Source organism: Burkholderia sp. Bp8992 (assembly GCF_003853705.1).
Classification (GTDB): domain Bacteria; phylum Pseudomonadota; class Gammaproteobacteria; order Burkholderiales; family Burkholderiaceae; genus Burkholderia.
Window position 1 is genome coordinate 432,030 of record NZ_QTQI01000001.1, and the last position, 14,921, is coordinate 446,950.

The following is a 14,921-nucleotide window of genomic DNA, read 5'->3' on the forward strand; positions in this document are numbered from 1 at the left end:
GGTGCCGGTTACGGTGCGGTCCGCCACGCGGTGAAGACTTCCGTCAGGAACTCGACGAACGCGCGCACCTTGCTGTCGAGCGTCGCGCGCTTCGGGTAGAGCGCGTGCAGCTCGACGTCGTCGGTGCGGTGCCAGTCGGGCAGCACGATTTCGAGTTCGTTGCTGGCGAGCCGCTGCGTCGTGAAGTGCGTGGAGATCAGCGCGATGCCGCCGCCGCTCGCGGCCTGGCGCAGCACCGTGACCGATTCGTTCGAGATCAGCACGGGCCGCACCGGCACGTCGGCCACGTCGCCGGCCGCGTTGGTGAGCCGCAGCGTCAGGCCGGGCGTGTCGCGGCCGACGAACAGGATGTCGTGACCGGCGAGATCCTGCGGCGTCTGCGGCCGGCCGGCGCGGTCGAGATAGTGCGGGCTGGCCGCGAACTTTGCGTGCGACCAGCCGAGCGAGCGCGCGACATAGCCGGAATCGGTCAGCACGCCCGTGCGCAGCGCGACGTCGAAGCCGTGCTCGACGAGGTCGAGCGGGCTGTTGTCGTAGATCAGCACGAGCTGCACCAGCGGGTATCGCCGGCGAAACTCGGCGAGCGCCGGCTCCAGTTCGATCAGGCCGATCGCGTAGGGCACCAGCACGCGCAGCGTGCCTTCGGGTTCGGTGCGCAGCGCACGGGCCTGGCGGTCGGCGTCGAGCAGGATTTCCTCGGCGCGCAGGCAGCGTTCGTAATAGTCGCGCCCGGCTTCGGTGACGGACACGCGGCGCGTCGTGCGGTACAGCAGCTGGACGCCGAGGTCGTCTTCGAGCTGCCTGACCTTGCGGCTCACGCGGCTGAGCGGCATGTCGAGTTGCGTGGCGGCGGCGGTGAAGCTGCCGCGTTCCACCACGCGCAAGAATATCCGGATGCTTTCGAGGTCCATACGGGGCGTTTCGAGGTTCGTTCTGCGCGCATCTTACCGTCGTGCGCCGGATCGCAGCGGGTCGCGCCGATTATCCTGCCCGGTGCAATAACGCATCCCGCCGCCGCCCCGTAGTGGCGGCCGGCGCGCGATCGTATGCTCGCCGGATGAAATTCGCTCTCCCCAGCGTGCCGCCGCTCGCGGCCGTCCGGGCCGCGCTGCGCGATGCGCGCCCGACGTTGCCGCCCGGCGCGCTCGCGTTCGCGCTGCGCAATACGGCCGCGTCGCTGCTCGCGCTCTATATCGCGTTCCGGATGAATCTCGACGATCCGAAATGGGCCGCGTCGACCGTGTGGATCGTCGCGCAGGGCAGCCGCGGAATGGGGTTGTCGAAGAGCCAGTACCGGATTCTCGGCACCGCGATCGGCGCGGCCGTCGCGCTCGTGCTGACCGGTGCATTCGCGCAGACGCGCGAGCTGTTCCTGCTGGCGCTCGCCGCGTGGATCGGGCTGTGCGCGGGCGTCGCGACGTTCCAGCGGAATTTCCGCGCGTATGCGGCGGTGCTCGCCGGCTATACGGCCGCGATCATCGCGATGGATGCGGTATCGGCGCCGCTGCATGCATTCGACATCGCGGTCGCGCGGTTCCTGTATGTGGTGGTCGGCATCCTGTGCGGCGCGCTGTTCGAAACGGTCTTTGCGCCGGGTGCGCCGCTGAAGGACGTCCGGACCCGGCTCGCGCGCTATCTCGACCGCGCGGTGGCGGTCGGCGCGGGCGCGCTGCGCCGCGAGCCGAATGACGCGGCCGTGCACCGCCTGTTTGCGGATGCGTTCGAACTCGACACGGCGGCCGAGTATGCGGCGGCAGGCGCGCCGCCGGTGCGCAACGCGATCGGCCATCTGCGCGCGGCGGCGCTCGGTGTGCTCACCGCGCAGGCCGCAGGGCAGGCGATTCGCGAGCATGCGGCGCGTGCCGGCGATGCGACGGATCCGCTGGTCGACGAGGCTGCGCGCGTGCTCGACGGTGTCGCCGCTTCGGGCGATGCGGGGCACGAGATCGCGGCACTGCGTGCGCGTGTGGACGACGCCCTGCACGCGGAGGCCGCCGCGCAGATCGGCCCGGACACGTCGCGCCTGCTCACGCTCGACCGGCTGGCGGCGCTGCTCGCCGGGTTCGACCGTGCGTTCGCGAGCAAGGCGCTGCTCGATCGGCCCGAGCCGCCGCCTGCGCGCGTGCGCTACGCGTTCCACCACGATCCGGTGCTCGCGTGGCACAACGGCATCCGCGCGTTCATCGCGGTGCTGGCCGCGTCGGCGATCTGGATCGTCACCGCATGGCCGTCGGGCGCGGGCTTCGTCGCGATCACGGGCGTGGTCTGCGCGCTGTTCTCGACGCGCCCGAACTCGGTCGGCGCCACGGTCGGCTTCCTGAAAGGGGCGGCCTGCGCGGCGGTCGCGGGCGCCCTCTGCAATTTCGTGCTGCTGCCGGCGGTGTCGGGCTTCGAGATGCTCGCGTATATCCTCGGCGTGTTCATGATCGGCACGGGCATCGCGATGCGCAATCCGCGCACGGCCGGCATCGGCAGCGGCTTCTCGATCTTCTTCTGGAATTTCACGTCGCCGGACAACACGGTGCGCATCGGCGATGCCGCATTCCTGAACAGCGCACTCGCGACGATGCTCGGCATCGCGTTCGGCGCGCTGATCTTCGCGCTGGTGTTTCCCGGCGATCCCGGCACGAGCAGGCGGCGGCTGCATCGTGCGGTGCGCCGCGACCTGGCCGGCATCGCGCGCGACCCGCGCGCGTGGCCGGAGAGCGTGTGGCTGAGCCGGACGGCCGATCGTCTCGCGCGCGAACTCGGCTTCGCGGGCAGCCTGCCGCAGACGCTGATCGAGCGCGACATGCGCGACCTGCTCGCGATCTGGGGAATCGGCGACAGCCTGCTGTCGCTCGGCGAACTGGCATCGCGCGAGCCCGCCGCGCGCCGTGCGGTGGCCGTGGTGCGCGGGCGCGTCGTGCGGGCGGATTTCGCGCAACTCGACCGGGCCTGCGACGCGGCGGCGCGCGTGCTGCGGCGCCGCGCGGCCGTGCGCGACGGCGACGACGCGCACGCGTTGCTGCGAGGCGTCGTGCTGTTGCGGCGGATCGCCGACGCAGCCGCCGAGCACGGCCGCTTCCTGCGCGGGCGCGGCGACTGAACGGGGCGGCCGATCAGGTGAGGCGGTACGCGCGGCCGGGCGTCACTTCCGCCGGCAGCGGTTCGCGGTTCAGTTCGAGCAGCGTGCGCTCGATCTGTCGCGTCATCGCATCGAGCGCGAGATGGTTCGGCCCGTCGCCGAACGGCTCGGCGATCGCATGCGCGATCGCGTCGAGCGCGATCAGCGTATAGGCGACGAATACGGTGACGAACGGTGTCGCCGCGCCGATCGAGTCGACGAGGCCGAACGGCAGCAGCACGCAGTACGCGTAGATGGTCCGGTGCAGCAGCACGTCGTATGAAAACGGGATCGGCGTCGACGCGATCCGCTCGCAGCCGCTCACCATCGACACGAGATCGCGAGGCGCGCATCCAGCATCCACAGTCGCGTATCGGCGAGTCGGCCCGCGTCGGCGCGTGCGGCGAACGTTTCGCGCAGCGCGTGCACGATGACGACCGGGCGGAATCGCGAACCGGCGATGCGCGCATAGGTGGTCTCGTCGAGCAGGCCGCGCAGGTCCGTGGCCGGATCGGTGCCGCGAAGCTGATGCTTGAGCGCATAGACGAACGCGACGACCGTCCGCACGAACGCGCGCCGCGACGCATCGTCACGATCGACTGCGCCGTAGCAGAGCGCCTGCGAGACCAGCGTGCGCGTGGCGGTCAGGACGCCGCCCCACAGTTGCCGGCCCTCGCGGTAGCGTTCGTAGCTCGCGTTGTTGCGAAACCCCGCGAAGATCGCCAGCGTGAGGCCGATCAACGTGAACGGCGTCGGATTCAGCGGCACCTTCTCGCCGAGCACGCGGCCGCCGCCCCACACCGCGACGAGGCTGATCGCGAGCGTCAGCACGAGCTGCGGCAGGATGGTCGGCAGCACCGAGCCGTTCCAGACGAGCAGCATCCGCAGCCAGTGCTCGCGCGGACGAACGATCATCGTCGTGCTCCGTCAGGCGGCGATCGACGCCGGCGCGGCCGCGCGATGCAGCAGCACGGGCACCGACTTCGACGTCGGCGTGTTGCACACGTCGCCGACGCTGTCGAGCGGCACGAGCGGGTTGGTTTCCGGGTAGTACGCGCCGATGCAGCCGCGCGGAATGTCGTACTCGACGAGCAGGAAGCCGTCCGCGCGCCGCTCGATGCCGTCGTGCCACACGGTTTCCATGTCGACCCATTCGCCGGCCGCAAGGCCGAGCATCGCCAGATCGTCGCGGTTGACGAACACCACGCGGCGCTGGCCGAACACGCCGCGATAGCGGTCGTCGAGCCCGTAGACGGTCGTGTTGTACTGGTCGTGCGAGCGCGTCGTCATCAGCGTCATCAGCCGTTCGCCGTGCAGCGCGCGGGCGCGCTGGATCGGCGTGTCGGTCGGCAATGCGTGCGCGATGAAGTTCGCCTTGCCCGTCGGCGTGAGCCATTCGCGGTCGCGCGACGCGACGCGCAGGTGGAAGCCGCCCGGCCGTGCGATGCGCGTGTTGTAGTCGTAGAAGCCGTCGAGCGTCGCTTCGATCGCGTCGCGGATCTTCGCGTAGTCGTCCTTGTAAGCGAGCCAGTCGATCTTGCCGCTGCCGAACAGCGCATGACCCATGTGCGCGACGATCGCGGGCTCCGACATCAGGTTCGGCGACGCCGGCTTGTTCATCCCGTACGACACGTGGACCATGCTCATCGAATCCTCGACCGTCACGCCTTGCGCGACGTTGTCCTGCAGGTCGATCTCGGTGCGGCCGAGCGTCGGCAGGATCAGCGCTTCGCGGCCATGGATCAGGTGGCTGCGGTTCAGCTTGGTCGTGATGTGCACCGACAGGTCGCAGCGGCGCATGCCTTCCCACGTGCGCGGCGTGTCGGGCGTCGCCATCGCGAAGTTGCCGCCGAGGCCGATCAGCACCTTCACGTGGCCTTCGAGCATGCCTTCGATCGTCTCGACGACGTCGTAGCCGTGGTGGCGCGGCGGTTCGAAGTCGAACACGTGGCCGAGCCGGTCGAGGAACGCCTGCGACGGCTTTTCCTCGATGCCGACCGTGCGGTTGCCCTGCACGTTCGAATGGCCGCGCACCGGGCACAGGCCGGCGCCAGGGCGGCCGATATTGCCGCGCATCAGCATCAGGTTGGTCAGCATCTGCACGGTCGCGACCGAATGCTTGTGCTGCGTGATGCCCATGCCCCACGTCGCGATCACGCGTTCGCTGCGCGCATAGAGTTGCGCAAGGCCGTCGATCTGCTCGTACGGCACGCCGCTTTCGGCCGTCAGCGCGGACCAGTTTTCATTGCGCAGGTCGTCGGCGAACGCGTCGAAACCTGCCGTGTGCTCATCGATGAACGCGGTGTCGAGCACACGCGGCGCACCGGCGGCGCGCGCGGCATCGTCGAGTTCGAGCACGCGCTTCGCCATCCCCTTGATCAGCGCGAAATCGCCGCCGATCGTCGGCTGGATGAACGTCGATGCGATCTTCGTGCCCGACATCGTCAGCATCTCGATCGGGCTTTGCGGATCGGCGAAGCGTTCGAGGCCGCGCTCCTTCAGCGGGTTGATCGACACGATCGTCGCGCCGCGCTTCGCGCATTCGCGCAGCTCGCCCATCATCCGCGGGTGGTTGGTCGCCGGGTTCTGGCCGAAGATCAGCAGCGTGTCCGCATGCTCGAAATCGTCGAGCGTGACGGTGCCCTTGCCGACGCCGACCGACGCTGGCAGCCCGCGGCTCGTCGCCTCGTGGCACATGTTCGAGCAGTCGGGGAAGTTGTTCGTGCCGTACAGGCGCACCAGCAACTGGTACAGGAACGCCGCTTCGTTGCTCGCGCGGCCGGACGTGTAGAACGCGGCCTGGTTCGGGTCGGGCAGTGCGCGCAGGTGACGCGCGATCAGCTCGAACGCGTCGTCCCACGCGATCGGCACGTAGCGGTCGGTCCGCGCGTCGTACACCATCGGGTCGGTGAGGCGGCCGTGCTGTTCGAGTTCGAAATCCGACTGGTCGAGCAGCTCGGTGACCGTGTGCGCGGCGAAGAACTCGGGCGTCACGCGCTTGCTCGTCGCTTCGGCGGCCACCGCCTTCACGCCGTTCTCGCAGAATTCGAACGTCGACGCGTGCTGCCGGTCGGGCCACGCGCAGCCCGGGCAGTCGAAGCCGTCCGGCTGGTTCTGGCGCAGCAGCGTCCGGTAGTTGCCGCCGGCGACCTTTTCCTTGATCAGGTTGATCGTGACGGCTTTCAGCGCACCCCAGCCGGCGGCCGGGTGGGTGTACGGTTCGATGCGCGCGGTGGCGGATTTCTTTTTCATGATGCGGGTGTCGGGGTCGATGGCTGCAGAGTACGCGCGGCACCCGTCCGGCTGTGTGTACACCTGTTCACTTCAAAAAAGAGTACAGTTTCGGCCATTCATACAGTGCGGATCGCAACTGTGTTGTTGAAGGGAAGCTGAAAGGGAGGCGCGTGAAGCGTTACGAACAACTGGCCGACGATCTCCAGGCGCAGATCGAGCGTGGCGTGTACCGGCCGGGCGAGCGGATTCCGTCGGTGCGACAGGCGAGCCGGCAGCAGCAGCTGAGCGTCACGACCGTGCTGCGCGCGTACCTCGTGCTGGAAAGCCGCGGGCTGATCGAGAGCCGGCCGCAATCGGGCTATTTCGTCCGGGCGCGCGCGTCGGCGCCGGCCGGGGCCGAGCTGCACACGTCGGCGCCGACGGCCGAGCCTTCGGCGGTGGATGTGAGCCGGCTCGTGCTGTCGACGCTGCGCTCGATCGCGCGCGACGACGCGGTGCCGCTCGGCTCGCCGTACCCCGACGCGTCGCAGTTCCCGGTGCAGCGCCTCGCGCGCTATGCGCAGGCGATCGGGCGGCGCCGCACGCGCTGGGGCGTGATCGACGACCTGCCGCCCGGCAACCAGGAACTGATCCGCCAGATCGCGCAGCGCTATGCGGAGCGCGGGATCTCGGTCGAGCCGGGCGAGATCGTGATGACGATCGGCGCGACCGAGGCGATCAACCTGTGCCTGCAGGCCGTCGCGAAGCCGGGCGACACGATCGCCGTCGAGTCGCCGACGTTCTACGCGATGCTGCACGCGATCGAGCGGATGGGCATGCGCGCGCTCGAAGTTGCGACGCACCCGGGCGAAGGCATCGATCTCGACGCGCTCGAACGGGTCCTCGAACGCGAGCGCATCGCGGCGTGCATGGTGATGCCGAACTTCCAGAATCCGCTCGGTTTCCAGATGTCCGATGCGCGCAAGCGCGCGCTCGTCGAGCTGCTGGCGAAGCACGGCGTGCCGGCGATCGAGAGCGACGTCTATCACGAACTGCACTTCGGCGACACGACGCCAGGTGCGCTGAAGTCGTTCGACCGCGACGGGCTCGTGCTGCATTGCGCGTCGTTCACGAAGAGCCTGTCGCCGCGCTACCGGATCGGCTGGGCGATGCCGGGCCGCTACCGCGACCAGGTCGAGAAGCTGAAATTCCTGAACACGCTCGCGACGCCCGCGATCGAGCAACTGGCGATCGCCGAGTACCTGAAACACGACGGCTACGATTTCCACCTGCGGCGCATGCGCAAGCAGTACGCGCAGCAGGCGAGCCTGATGAGCGCGATGGTGCGGCGCTTCTTCCCGGAAGGCACGCGGCTGTCGCAGCCGCAGGGCGGGTATGTGCTGTGGGTCGAGCTGCCGCCGCAGGTCGATGCGATGAAGCTGTACACGCTCGCACTCGCGCAGCGGATCACGGTCGGGCCCGGCCACATGTTCTCGGCGGGCACCGACTACCGGCATTTCATCCGGCTCAACTACAGCTATCCGTGGTCGCGGCAGATCGAGGACGCACTGAAGGTGCTCGGGCGGCTCGCGTCGGAGTGCGCGGCGCGGTGAGCGTGGCCGTGCAGTGCCTCAACCCGCGTGCGGCGCCTGCAACCCGGCCTGTGCGGCGACGGCCATCTGCCGCATGTCGAAGCCCGACGGGTGCTGGTACACGCGCAGCCCGAACTCCGGCAGCACCGCGATCAGGTGGTCGAACAGGTCGGCCTGGATGGCTTCGTAGTCGACCCACGTCGTCGTGTCGGTGAAGCAGTACAGTTCGAGCGGAATGCCTTCGGCCGTGAGCGGCAGTTGCCGAGCCATGCAGGTCATGTCGCGACGGATGCGCGGATGGCCCTTCAGGTAGTTCGCGACATACGCGCGGAACGTGCCGAGATTCGTCAGCTGGCGGCGATTCGCCGGGCAGTCGCCGGCCGCGCCGAGCGTGCCGTTCCATTGCTCGATCGCGTCGACCTTGTCCTCCAGATAGTCCTTCAGCAGCGTCAGGCGCTCGAGCCGTTCGATCTCGTCGTTCGACAGAAAGCGCACGCTCGTCGCGTCGACGAACAGCGCGCGCTTGATGCGGCGGCCGCCCGCTTCGGTCATCCCGCGCCAGTTCTGGTAGCTCTCGGTGATCAGCTTCCACGTCGGCACCGTGATGATCGTGTGATCGAAGTTCGCGACCTTGACCGTGTTCAGCGTGATGTCGATGACGGTACCGTCCGCGCCGGCCGACGGCATCGTGATCCAGTCGCCGATCCGCAGCATGTCGTTCGACGACAGCTGCACGCCGGCGACGAGGCCGAGCAGCGTGTCCTTGAAGATCAGCATCAGCACCGCCGACATCGCGCCGATGCCGGACAGCAGCAGGCCGATCTGCTTGCCGGTCGCATCGCCGATCACGACCAGTGCCGCCGTGATGAACATCACGAGCTTGACGAGCTGCATCGCGCCTTTCAGCGACAGGCGCGGCTGGTCGCGCTGGTGCGTGCGGTGCGTGTGCTCGAGCGCGGACAGCGTCGCGCTGATCGTCATCGTGACGAGGAACACGATCAGCGCGAACAGCACCTTGTCGGTGACCTGTGCGACGCGCTCCGGAATGCCGGGCACCGCGCCGAGCCCGAGCTTGATCACGACGAACGGGACGATGCGGTTCAGCCATTTGAATGCGCCGAACTCGAACAGCGCGTCGTCGACGCGCGTGGCGGACAGCCGCGCGAGGCGCGCGACCACGCGAAACAGCAGGAAATGGACGGCGGCGGTGATGGCGCCGGCGGCGGCGAGCAGAATGAGGATGCCGACGAGCGGCGTCAACCAGGATTCGTTCAGGGTCATAGCGGCAAACAGGGGCCTTCTCGTGCGTTGAATCGGCGCCGCGACGCGGCGCGCGCCCCGGTGAAGGGCATATGAAAGGGACCGTGATTGTGCCATCGGGTTCCGGGCGCGTGTCGTGGATGCCGCGTCAACCGGCTCCCGAATACGCTCACCATTGTGCAGGTATCATCTGCATCGAGGTGAGGGTGAAAGGCCGCACTTGCCATGCGAGCCTCGCCCGGGGCACGATGCGCGAAAGCCTTCGCGATCCTCGTCACTTCGACCTCACGCACTTCACGCATGCAAGATTCCAACGAAAGCCGCCCGTCGGGCGCGCGGCTGCTGAAAGGCATTCTCCCGATCCGCCGGGCAGGCGCCATCCGCGACGTGTTCGCGGGCATCTCGCTCGCATCGATGGATATCCCGCAGGTGCTCGGCTATGCGCGCATCGCCGGGATGCCGGCCGTCACGGGCCTCTACACGGTGTTCCTGCCGCTCATCGCGTTCGCGTGTTTCGGCGCATCGCGCCATCTCGTGGTCGCCGCCGATTCCGCGACCGCGACGATCTTCGCGAGTCGGTTGTCGTCGATGGCACCGGCCGGCAGCGCGGAATATGCGGCGTTGGCCGGCATGGTCGCGCTGCTGACCGGTGCGATGCTGCTGCTCGCGCGCGTCTTCAAGCTCGGTTTTCTCGCCGATTTCCTGTCGCGCACGGTGCTGGTCGGCTTTCTCGCGGGCGTCGGCGTGCAGGTGTCGATCGCGATGCTCGGCGACATGCTCGGGCTGGCGGTGCCGTACCCGGCGTCGCGCAGCCTCGCGCAACTCGACTACGTCGTCACGCATCTCGTCCACACGAACCGGCCGACGCTCGCGCTCGCGGCGCTCGTGGTGGTCGCGATTCTCGCGTGCAAGCGGTTCCTGCCGCGCGTGCCGATGCCGATGATCGTCGTCGCGGGCAGCATCGCGGCGAGCTACGGGTTCGGGTTCCCAGCGCATGGCATCGCGGTGCTCGGGCCGGTTGCGGGCGGCTTGCCGCCGCTGCGCTGGCCGTCCGTCACGTGGCAGCAGTTCCTCGATCTCGTGCCGGTCGCCGCCTCGTGTTTCGTGATGATCATCGCGCAGAGCGCGGCGGCCGCACGCGTGTTCGCGCAGCAATACGGCGAAGACGTCGACACCAACGCCGACATCCTCGGCCTCGCGGCCGCGAACGCGGCGGCGGCGGTCGGCGGTGCGTTCGTCGTCAACGGTAGCCCGACACAAACAGCGATGGCCGACGGCGCGGGCGTGCGCAGCCAGATCGGGCATCTCGCGTTCGCCGCCGTCGTGGCCGTCGTGCTGCTGTTCTTCAGCACCTACCTGCAGTATCTGCCGCATGCGGTGCTGGCCGGCATCGTGTTCACGATCGCGCTCGGGCTGATCAACGTGCGCAGCCTCGCTGCGATCCGCAAGGAAAGCCCTGGCGAATTCACGCTCGCGCTCGTGACGGCCACGGCCGTCGTGACCGTCGGCGTCGAACACGGCATCCTGCTGGCCGTGGCGCTGTCGCTGATGCGGCACGTGCGCCACAGTTACCAGCCGCACACGATGGTGCTCGAACCCGTCGCGGGCGATGGGCGGTGGCAGCCGGTGCCCACGCGGCGCGGTGCGATGACGGCGCCGGGGCTGATCGTCTACCGGTTCGGCTCCGACCTGTTCTTCGCGAACGACCATCTGTTCGCCGGCGAAATCACCGAGCTCGTCGACGCGGCGCCGGTGCCGCCGCGCTGGTTCGTCGTCGATGCGGGTGCGATCACCGACGTCGATTATTCGGCCGCGCGGACGCTGACCGATCTCGTCAGGACGTTGCATGCACGCGGGATCGGCGTGCTGTTCGGGCGCGTGAATCGTTATCTGCGTGCGGACATGGATCGTCACGGGATCACCGAGGTCGTCGGCGCGTCGTGCATCTTCGCGACGCTGCATCAGGCACTGGAGGCGGCCGGCACGACGCCCGCGCCGCAGGAGCCGGGCACCGTGTAGCGCGCCCGGGCGCTACGCGGCCGTGCGCAGGCGCGCGAAACCGTTGCGCAGGTAGCGCGCCAGTTCCGTCGCGGCCGGCGTGCGCTGGCCGCGCGGCACGTGCAGGTTGATCGAGAAATTCGGCAGCGCGGGCAGGCCGCTGCCGGCCGGCAGGATGTCGAGGTCGGCCGGCACGGTGGACGCGAGCCAGACGGTCACCGCGAGATCGGAGCGCACGGTCGCGGCCGTTGCGTCGAAGCTGCCGTTCTCGAACACGGTGCGCCACGTGCGATCGCAGCCGCGCAGCGCGTCGAGCACGGAAGGGCGGAACGCGCAGGTCTGCGCGACCATCGACACCGGCAGCGGCGTGGTGCGGTGCGCGGTGCCGCCTTTCGCGCCGACCCAGACCAGCCGGTCGATGGCGATGCACTCACCGCGCGACGACCCGACCGGCGCCTCGATCAGCGCGACGTCGAGGTCACCCTGCGTGAGCCCGCGCCGCAGTTCCGGCGACGCCGCGCACACGAGCGTGAGCGCAACCTGCGGATGCGCCTGCGCATAGCTTTTCAGGATCGGCGCGAGACAGGTGCCGACCAGATCCTGCGGCGCACCGAGGCGTACCGCGCCTTCCACCGCACCGGCCGTCAGGTCGGTGAGCAGCGCATCGTGTACGGCGAGCAGCCGGCGCGCCTGTTCGAGCAGCCGCTCGCCGGCCGCCGTGAGCAGCAGGTTGCGATGCTCGCGGACGAACAGCGGGCCGGACAGCGTTTCGAGTCGCGCGACCTGCTGGCTGATCGCGCCTTGCGTCAGGTGCAGCGCGTGGCCGGCCGCCGTCATGCTGCGATGATCGGCGACCGAGACGAATGCGCGCAGCAGCGCGATGTCGAGATTGCGAGCCATGCGTCGCATTATGAACGCTAATGGCAGGCATAAGAAGCTTTCGCTGTCGTAATGGAGGAATCGCGGGTAAAACGGGGCTTCGACGACGACAACCGGGAGCCGCCGTGCCGCTTCACGACTACCTGCTGCTGATGCTGTTCGTGATCGTATCCACCGTGACGCCGGGCGGTGCGACGACGCTCGCGACCGCGTCGGGTGCGCATTTCGGCTACCGGCGTTCGCTGCCGCTGATGGCGGGCATCGCGGCCGGCCTGGCGTCGATGGCGGCTGCCGCGGCGGCCGGGCTCGGCAGTGTGTTGCTCGCCCTGCCGGCGTTGCAGCTCGCGATGAAGGCGGTCGGGTCGCTGTACCTCGTGTGGCTGGCCGTGCGTATCGGGCGCGGCGGCAAGCCGCGGCTCGATGCCGCCGTGCAGCGGCCGCAAGGATTCGTCAGCGGCGTGTGGATGCTCTGGCACAACCCGAAGGGCTGGGCGATGACGCTCGGCGCGGCCGCGTCGTTCGCGGCGCTCGCGTCCGGGCCGGCGCGGCTCGGCGTGCTGCTCGGGCTCGCGTTCGGTGTGGCCGCGATGGCGTCGCTGTCGTTGTGGTGTTTCGCGGGGCTGCTGTTCGCACGCGTGTTGCGCACGGAGCGGCAGTGGCGCTGCCTGAATGCCGGGCTCGGCTTGCTGCTCGTGGTGTCGATCGTGCCGATGTGGCTGCCGTAGGGCCAGCGCAAGCCCGCTATTAGCGTGAACAGGCCCTGACAGGAGGCCGCGCACACTGCGCGGCGCTCTCCCTGTTCAGTGCGAACCGGCTCGCACGGCGCCGGCAGGCCGGCCACCGGCGCCGCTCGACCACAACGGCAGCCACAGCGTCGTGATGAAGCTCGCCGCATGCAGCGCGCACAGCAGGCCGAATGCCCACGCGAACGCTGCGGCCTGCGAGCCGCCGGCCGACGCCGATTCGACGTGCAGCCGCCACGCGAGGAACAGCGTGCACATCGTCGTGAACGTCGGGCCGCCGAGGCGCTGCACGATATTGAGCGACGTCGTCGCCATCGGCAGGTTGCGGCGTTCGACCGACGCATACGCGGCGGAGATGGACGGCGCGCCGATCGCGCTCTGGCCCATGCCGCGCACAAACAGCGCCGGTACGAGCACGACCGGGTCGTAGCCGGCCAGCGCGAGGACCACGAACGGCAGCGTCGCGACGAGCGCGAGCAAGGCGCCGGCCGCGGCCAGCCGGCGCACGCCGAACCGGCTCGTCAGCGCGCCCATCGACGGATAGGTGACGAGCATGCCGAGCCCGAGCGGCGCGAGCAGCCAGCCCATCTCGCCCGGCGAACGCCCGCACGCCTGGATCAGGAACACGGGGATCAGCATCTGGCCCGCGTACATCGCGCCGTTCGACAGGAACTGCGTGCCGGCCGCCGCGCCGAACACGCGCGAGCGGAACAGCGCGAGATCGATCAGCGCCTGTTCACCCTTGCGCCGCTCGAAGCGCAGGAACGCCGCGAGCAGCAGCGCCGAGCAGCCGACCGCGGCGACGCCGAGCGCCGAGCCGATCCGTTCGGCGCCGTACAGGAACAGCACGAGGGCGGGCGACAGCAGCGCGAGGCCGACCCAGTCGAGTTCGCGCCGTTGCGCATCGTCGTGGTCAGGGGGCAGGAAACGCGCGGCCAGCGCAAGCGCGAGCGCGCCGACGGGCAGGTTCACGAGAAACAGCCAGCGCCATGACGCATGCTGCAGGATCGCGCCGGCGACCACGGGCCCGAGGATCGGCGCAAGCAGCACGGGTACCGCCGCGTAGCCGATCACGCGCGCCATCTGCTGGCCCGCGACGCGCGCGATCATCATCTGCGCCATCGGCGCGAGCAACCCGCCGCTGACGCCTTGCAGCACGCGGAACGCGATCAGCGACGGTGCGGACCACGCGAGCCCGCACAGCGCCGACGTGAGCGTGAACGCCGAGAAACATCACAGGTACAGCGCCTTCGCGCCGATGCGGTCGACCAGCCAGCCGTTCAGCGGCAGCACCAGCGTCAGCGCGAGCAGGTAGCCGCTCGTCACCCACTGGATCGTCGACAGGCTCGCATGCAGGTCGGCCGCGAGGCTCGACAGCGACACGTTGACGATCGTCGCGTCGAGCTGCGACAGCAGCGAGCCGAGCGTCGCGACCGCGCTGACCTTCCAGATCGACGGATCGAGCCGGCCGGCCGCATGGCCCGGCGCCGGCTTCGCGTGCTGGTCGCTCACGCGCCGCGCCGGTCGAGCAGCGCGACGATGTCCTGCGTCGTGCCGGTCTCGCCGAGGCGCGGGAACAGGCGCTCGATGCTGTTCACGTGTGCGTCCGCGTTGAGGTCGGTCATCGCGTCGACGGCGAGCGTCACGTTGTAGCCGAGTTCGTGGGCCTGCCGGGCGGTCGATTCGACGCCGATGCTCGTCGCGACGCCGGTCAGCACGATCTGCGTGACGCCGGCCGCCTTCAGGTGAGCGTCGAGATCCGTGCCGGTAAATGCGCCCCAGGTCTTTTTGGTCACGACGTGGTCGTTCGGCCGGCGGTCCAGTTCGGGGATGAGCTCGGCCCAGTCGGCGGGGAGTTGCGCCGTGCGCGGCGCTTGCTCGGTGCGGCCCGGCGCACCGCCGGCGACGTTGACGAGCACGACCGGCAGGCCGCGGCTGCGGAATGCGTCGAGCAGCGTGCGGGCGTGCGCGATCACCGGTGCGACCGGGTGGGCGGTGGGGAGGGCGACGATGTCTTTCTGCAGGTCGATGACGACCAGTGCCGTGTTCGTGTCGAGACGGGTTGCGCTCATGACGGGGCTCCGTGAAAAAGGGCGGGGAAAGCCGGGCGCGCGAATGCCGCGCGGCGCG

At 69.4% G+C, this 14,921-nt stretch carries 9 protein-coding genes and 2 pseudogenes; 4 read left to right on the forward strand and 7 right to left on the reverse strand.

Annotated elements, in window-relative coordinates:
* Positions 1–8: 8 nt before the first annotated feature.
* Positions 9–911, reverse strand: a complete 903-nt coding sequence (locus DIE03_RS01970) for a LysR family transcriptional regulator (RefSeq protein ID WP_124446940.1) — start codon at positions 909–911, stop codon at positions 9–11.
* A 146-nt stretch (positions 912–1,057) separates the two neighbouring features.
* On the opposite strand from DIE03_RS01970, the gene DIE03_RS01975 reads away from it, so the two are divergent.
* Positions 1,058–3,088, forward strand: a complete 2,031-nt coding sequence (locus tag DIE03_RS01975) for an FUSC family protein (RefSeq protein WP_124446942.1) — start codon at positions 1,058–1,060, stop codon at positions 3,086–3,088.
* A 13-nt stretch (positions 3,089–3,101) separates the two neighbouring features.
* Here DIE03_RS01975 and DIE03_RS01980 read toward each other — a convergent pair.
* Together DIE03_RS01980 and DIE03_RS01985 are read right to left on the reverse strand one after the other, a co-directional pair.
* Positions 3,102–4,021: pseudogene (locus DIE03_RS01980) on the reverse strand (bestrophin family protein).
* A 12-nt stretch (positions 4,022–4,033) separates the two neighbouring features.
* Positions 4,034–6,358, reverse strand: a complete 2,325-nt coding sequence (locus DIE03_RS01985) for an FdhF/YdeP family oxidoreductase (protein WP_124446944.1) — start codon at positions 6,356–6,358, stop codon at positions 4,034–4,036.
* A gap of 152 nt (positions 6,359–6,510) precedes the next feature.
* On the opposite strand from DIE03_RS01985, the gene DIE03_RS01995 reads away from it, so the two are divergent.
* Complete coding sequence (locus tag DIE03_RS01995) at positions 6,511–7,932, forward strand: PLP-dependent aminotransferase family protein (RefSeq protein WP_124446948.1); 1,422 nt, start codon at positions 6,511–6,513, stop codon at positions 7,930–7,932.
* 18 nt (positions 7,933–7,950) lie between these two features.
* Here DIE03_RS01995 and DIE03_RS02000 read toward each other — a convergent pair whose 3' ends face one another.
* On the reverse strand, positions 7,951–9,192 hold the full coding sequence (locus tag DIE03_RS02000; RefSeq protein WP_124446950.1) for a mechanosensitive ion channel family protein: 1,242 nt from the start codon (positions 9,190–9,192) through the stop codon (positions 7,951–7,953).
* Positions 9,193–9,471: 279 nt separating this feature from the next.
* Here DIE03_RS02000 and DIE03_RS02005 point away from each other — a divergent pair, with 279 nt between their 5' ends.
* On the forward strand, positions 9,472–11,190 hold the full coding sequence (locus tag DIE03_RS02005) for a SulP family inorganic anion transporter (RefSeq protein ID WP_124446952.1): 1,719 nt from the start codon (positions 9,472–9,474) through the stop codon (positions 11,188–11,190).
* A gap of 12 nt (positions 11,191–11,202) precedes the next feature.
* Here the strand turns inward: DIE03_RS02005 and DIE03_RS02010 are convergent, their stop codons facing one another.
* The gene (locus tag DIE03_RS02010; RefSeq protein WP_124446954.1) at positions 11,203–12,078 is read right to left on the reverse strand and encodes a LysR substrate-binding domain-containing protein; all 876 of its coding nucleotides are present in this window, start codon (positions 12,076–12,078) and stop codon (positions 11,203–11,205) included.
* A 95-nt stretch (positions 12,079–12,173) separates the two neighbouring features.
* Here DIE03_RS02010 and DIE03_RS02015 point away from each other — a divergent pair, with 95 nt between their 5' ends.
* A complete protein-coding gene (locus DIE03_RS02015) occupies positions 12,174–12,773 on the forward strand; it encodes a LysE family translocator (RefSeq protein ID WP_124446956.1) in 600 nt (199 codons plus the stop codon).
* A 75-nt stretch (positions 12,774–12,848) separates the two neighbouring features.
* On the opposite strand, the pseudogene DIE03_RS02020 reads toward DIE03_RS02015, so the two are convergent.
* Positions 12,849–14,303 (reverse strand): annotated as a pseudogene (locus DIE03_RS02020) (DHA2 family efflux MFS transporter permease subunit).
* Positions 14,300–14,863 (reverse strand): cysteine hydrolase family protein, encoded by a 564-nt coding sequence (locus DIE03_RS02025; protein ID WP_124446958.1) that lies wholly within the window; start codon positions 14,861–14,863, stop codon positions 14,300–14,302. The pseudogene DIE03_RS02020 and the gene DIE03_RS02025 overlap by 4 nt, the downstream one beginning before the upstream one ends.
* Between the last annotated feature and the right edge of the window lie 58 nt (positions 14,864–14,921).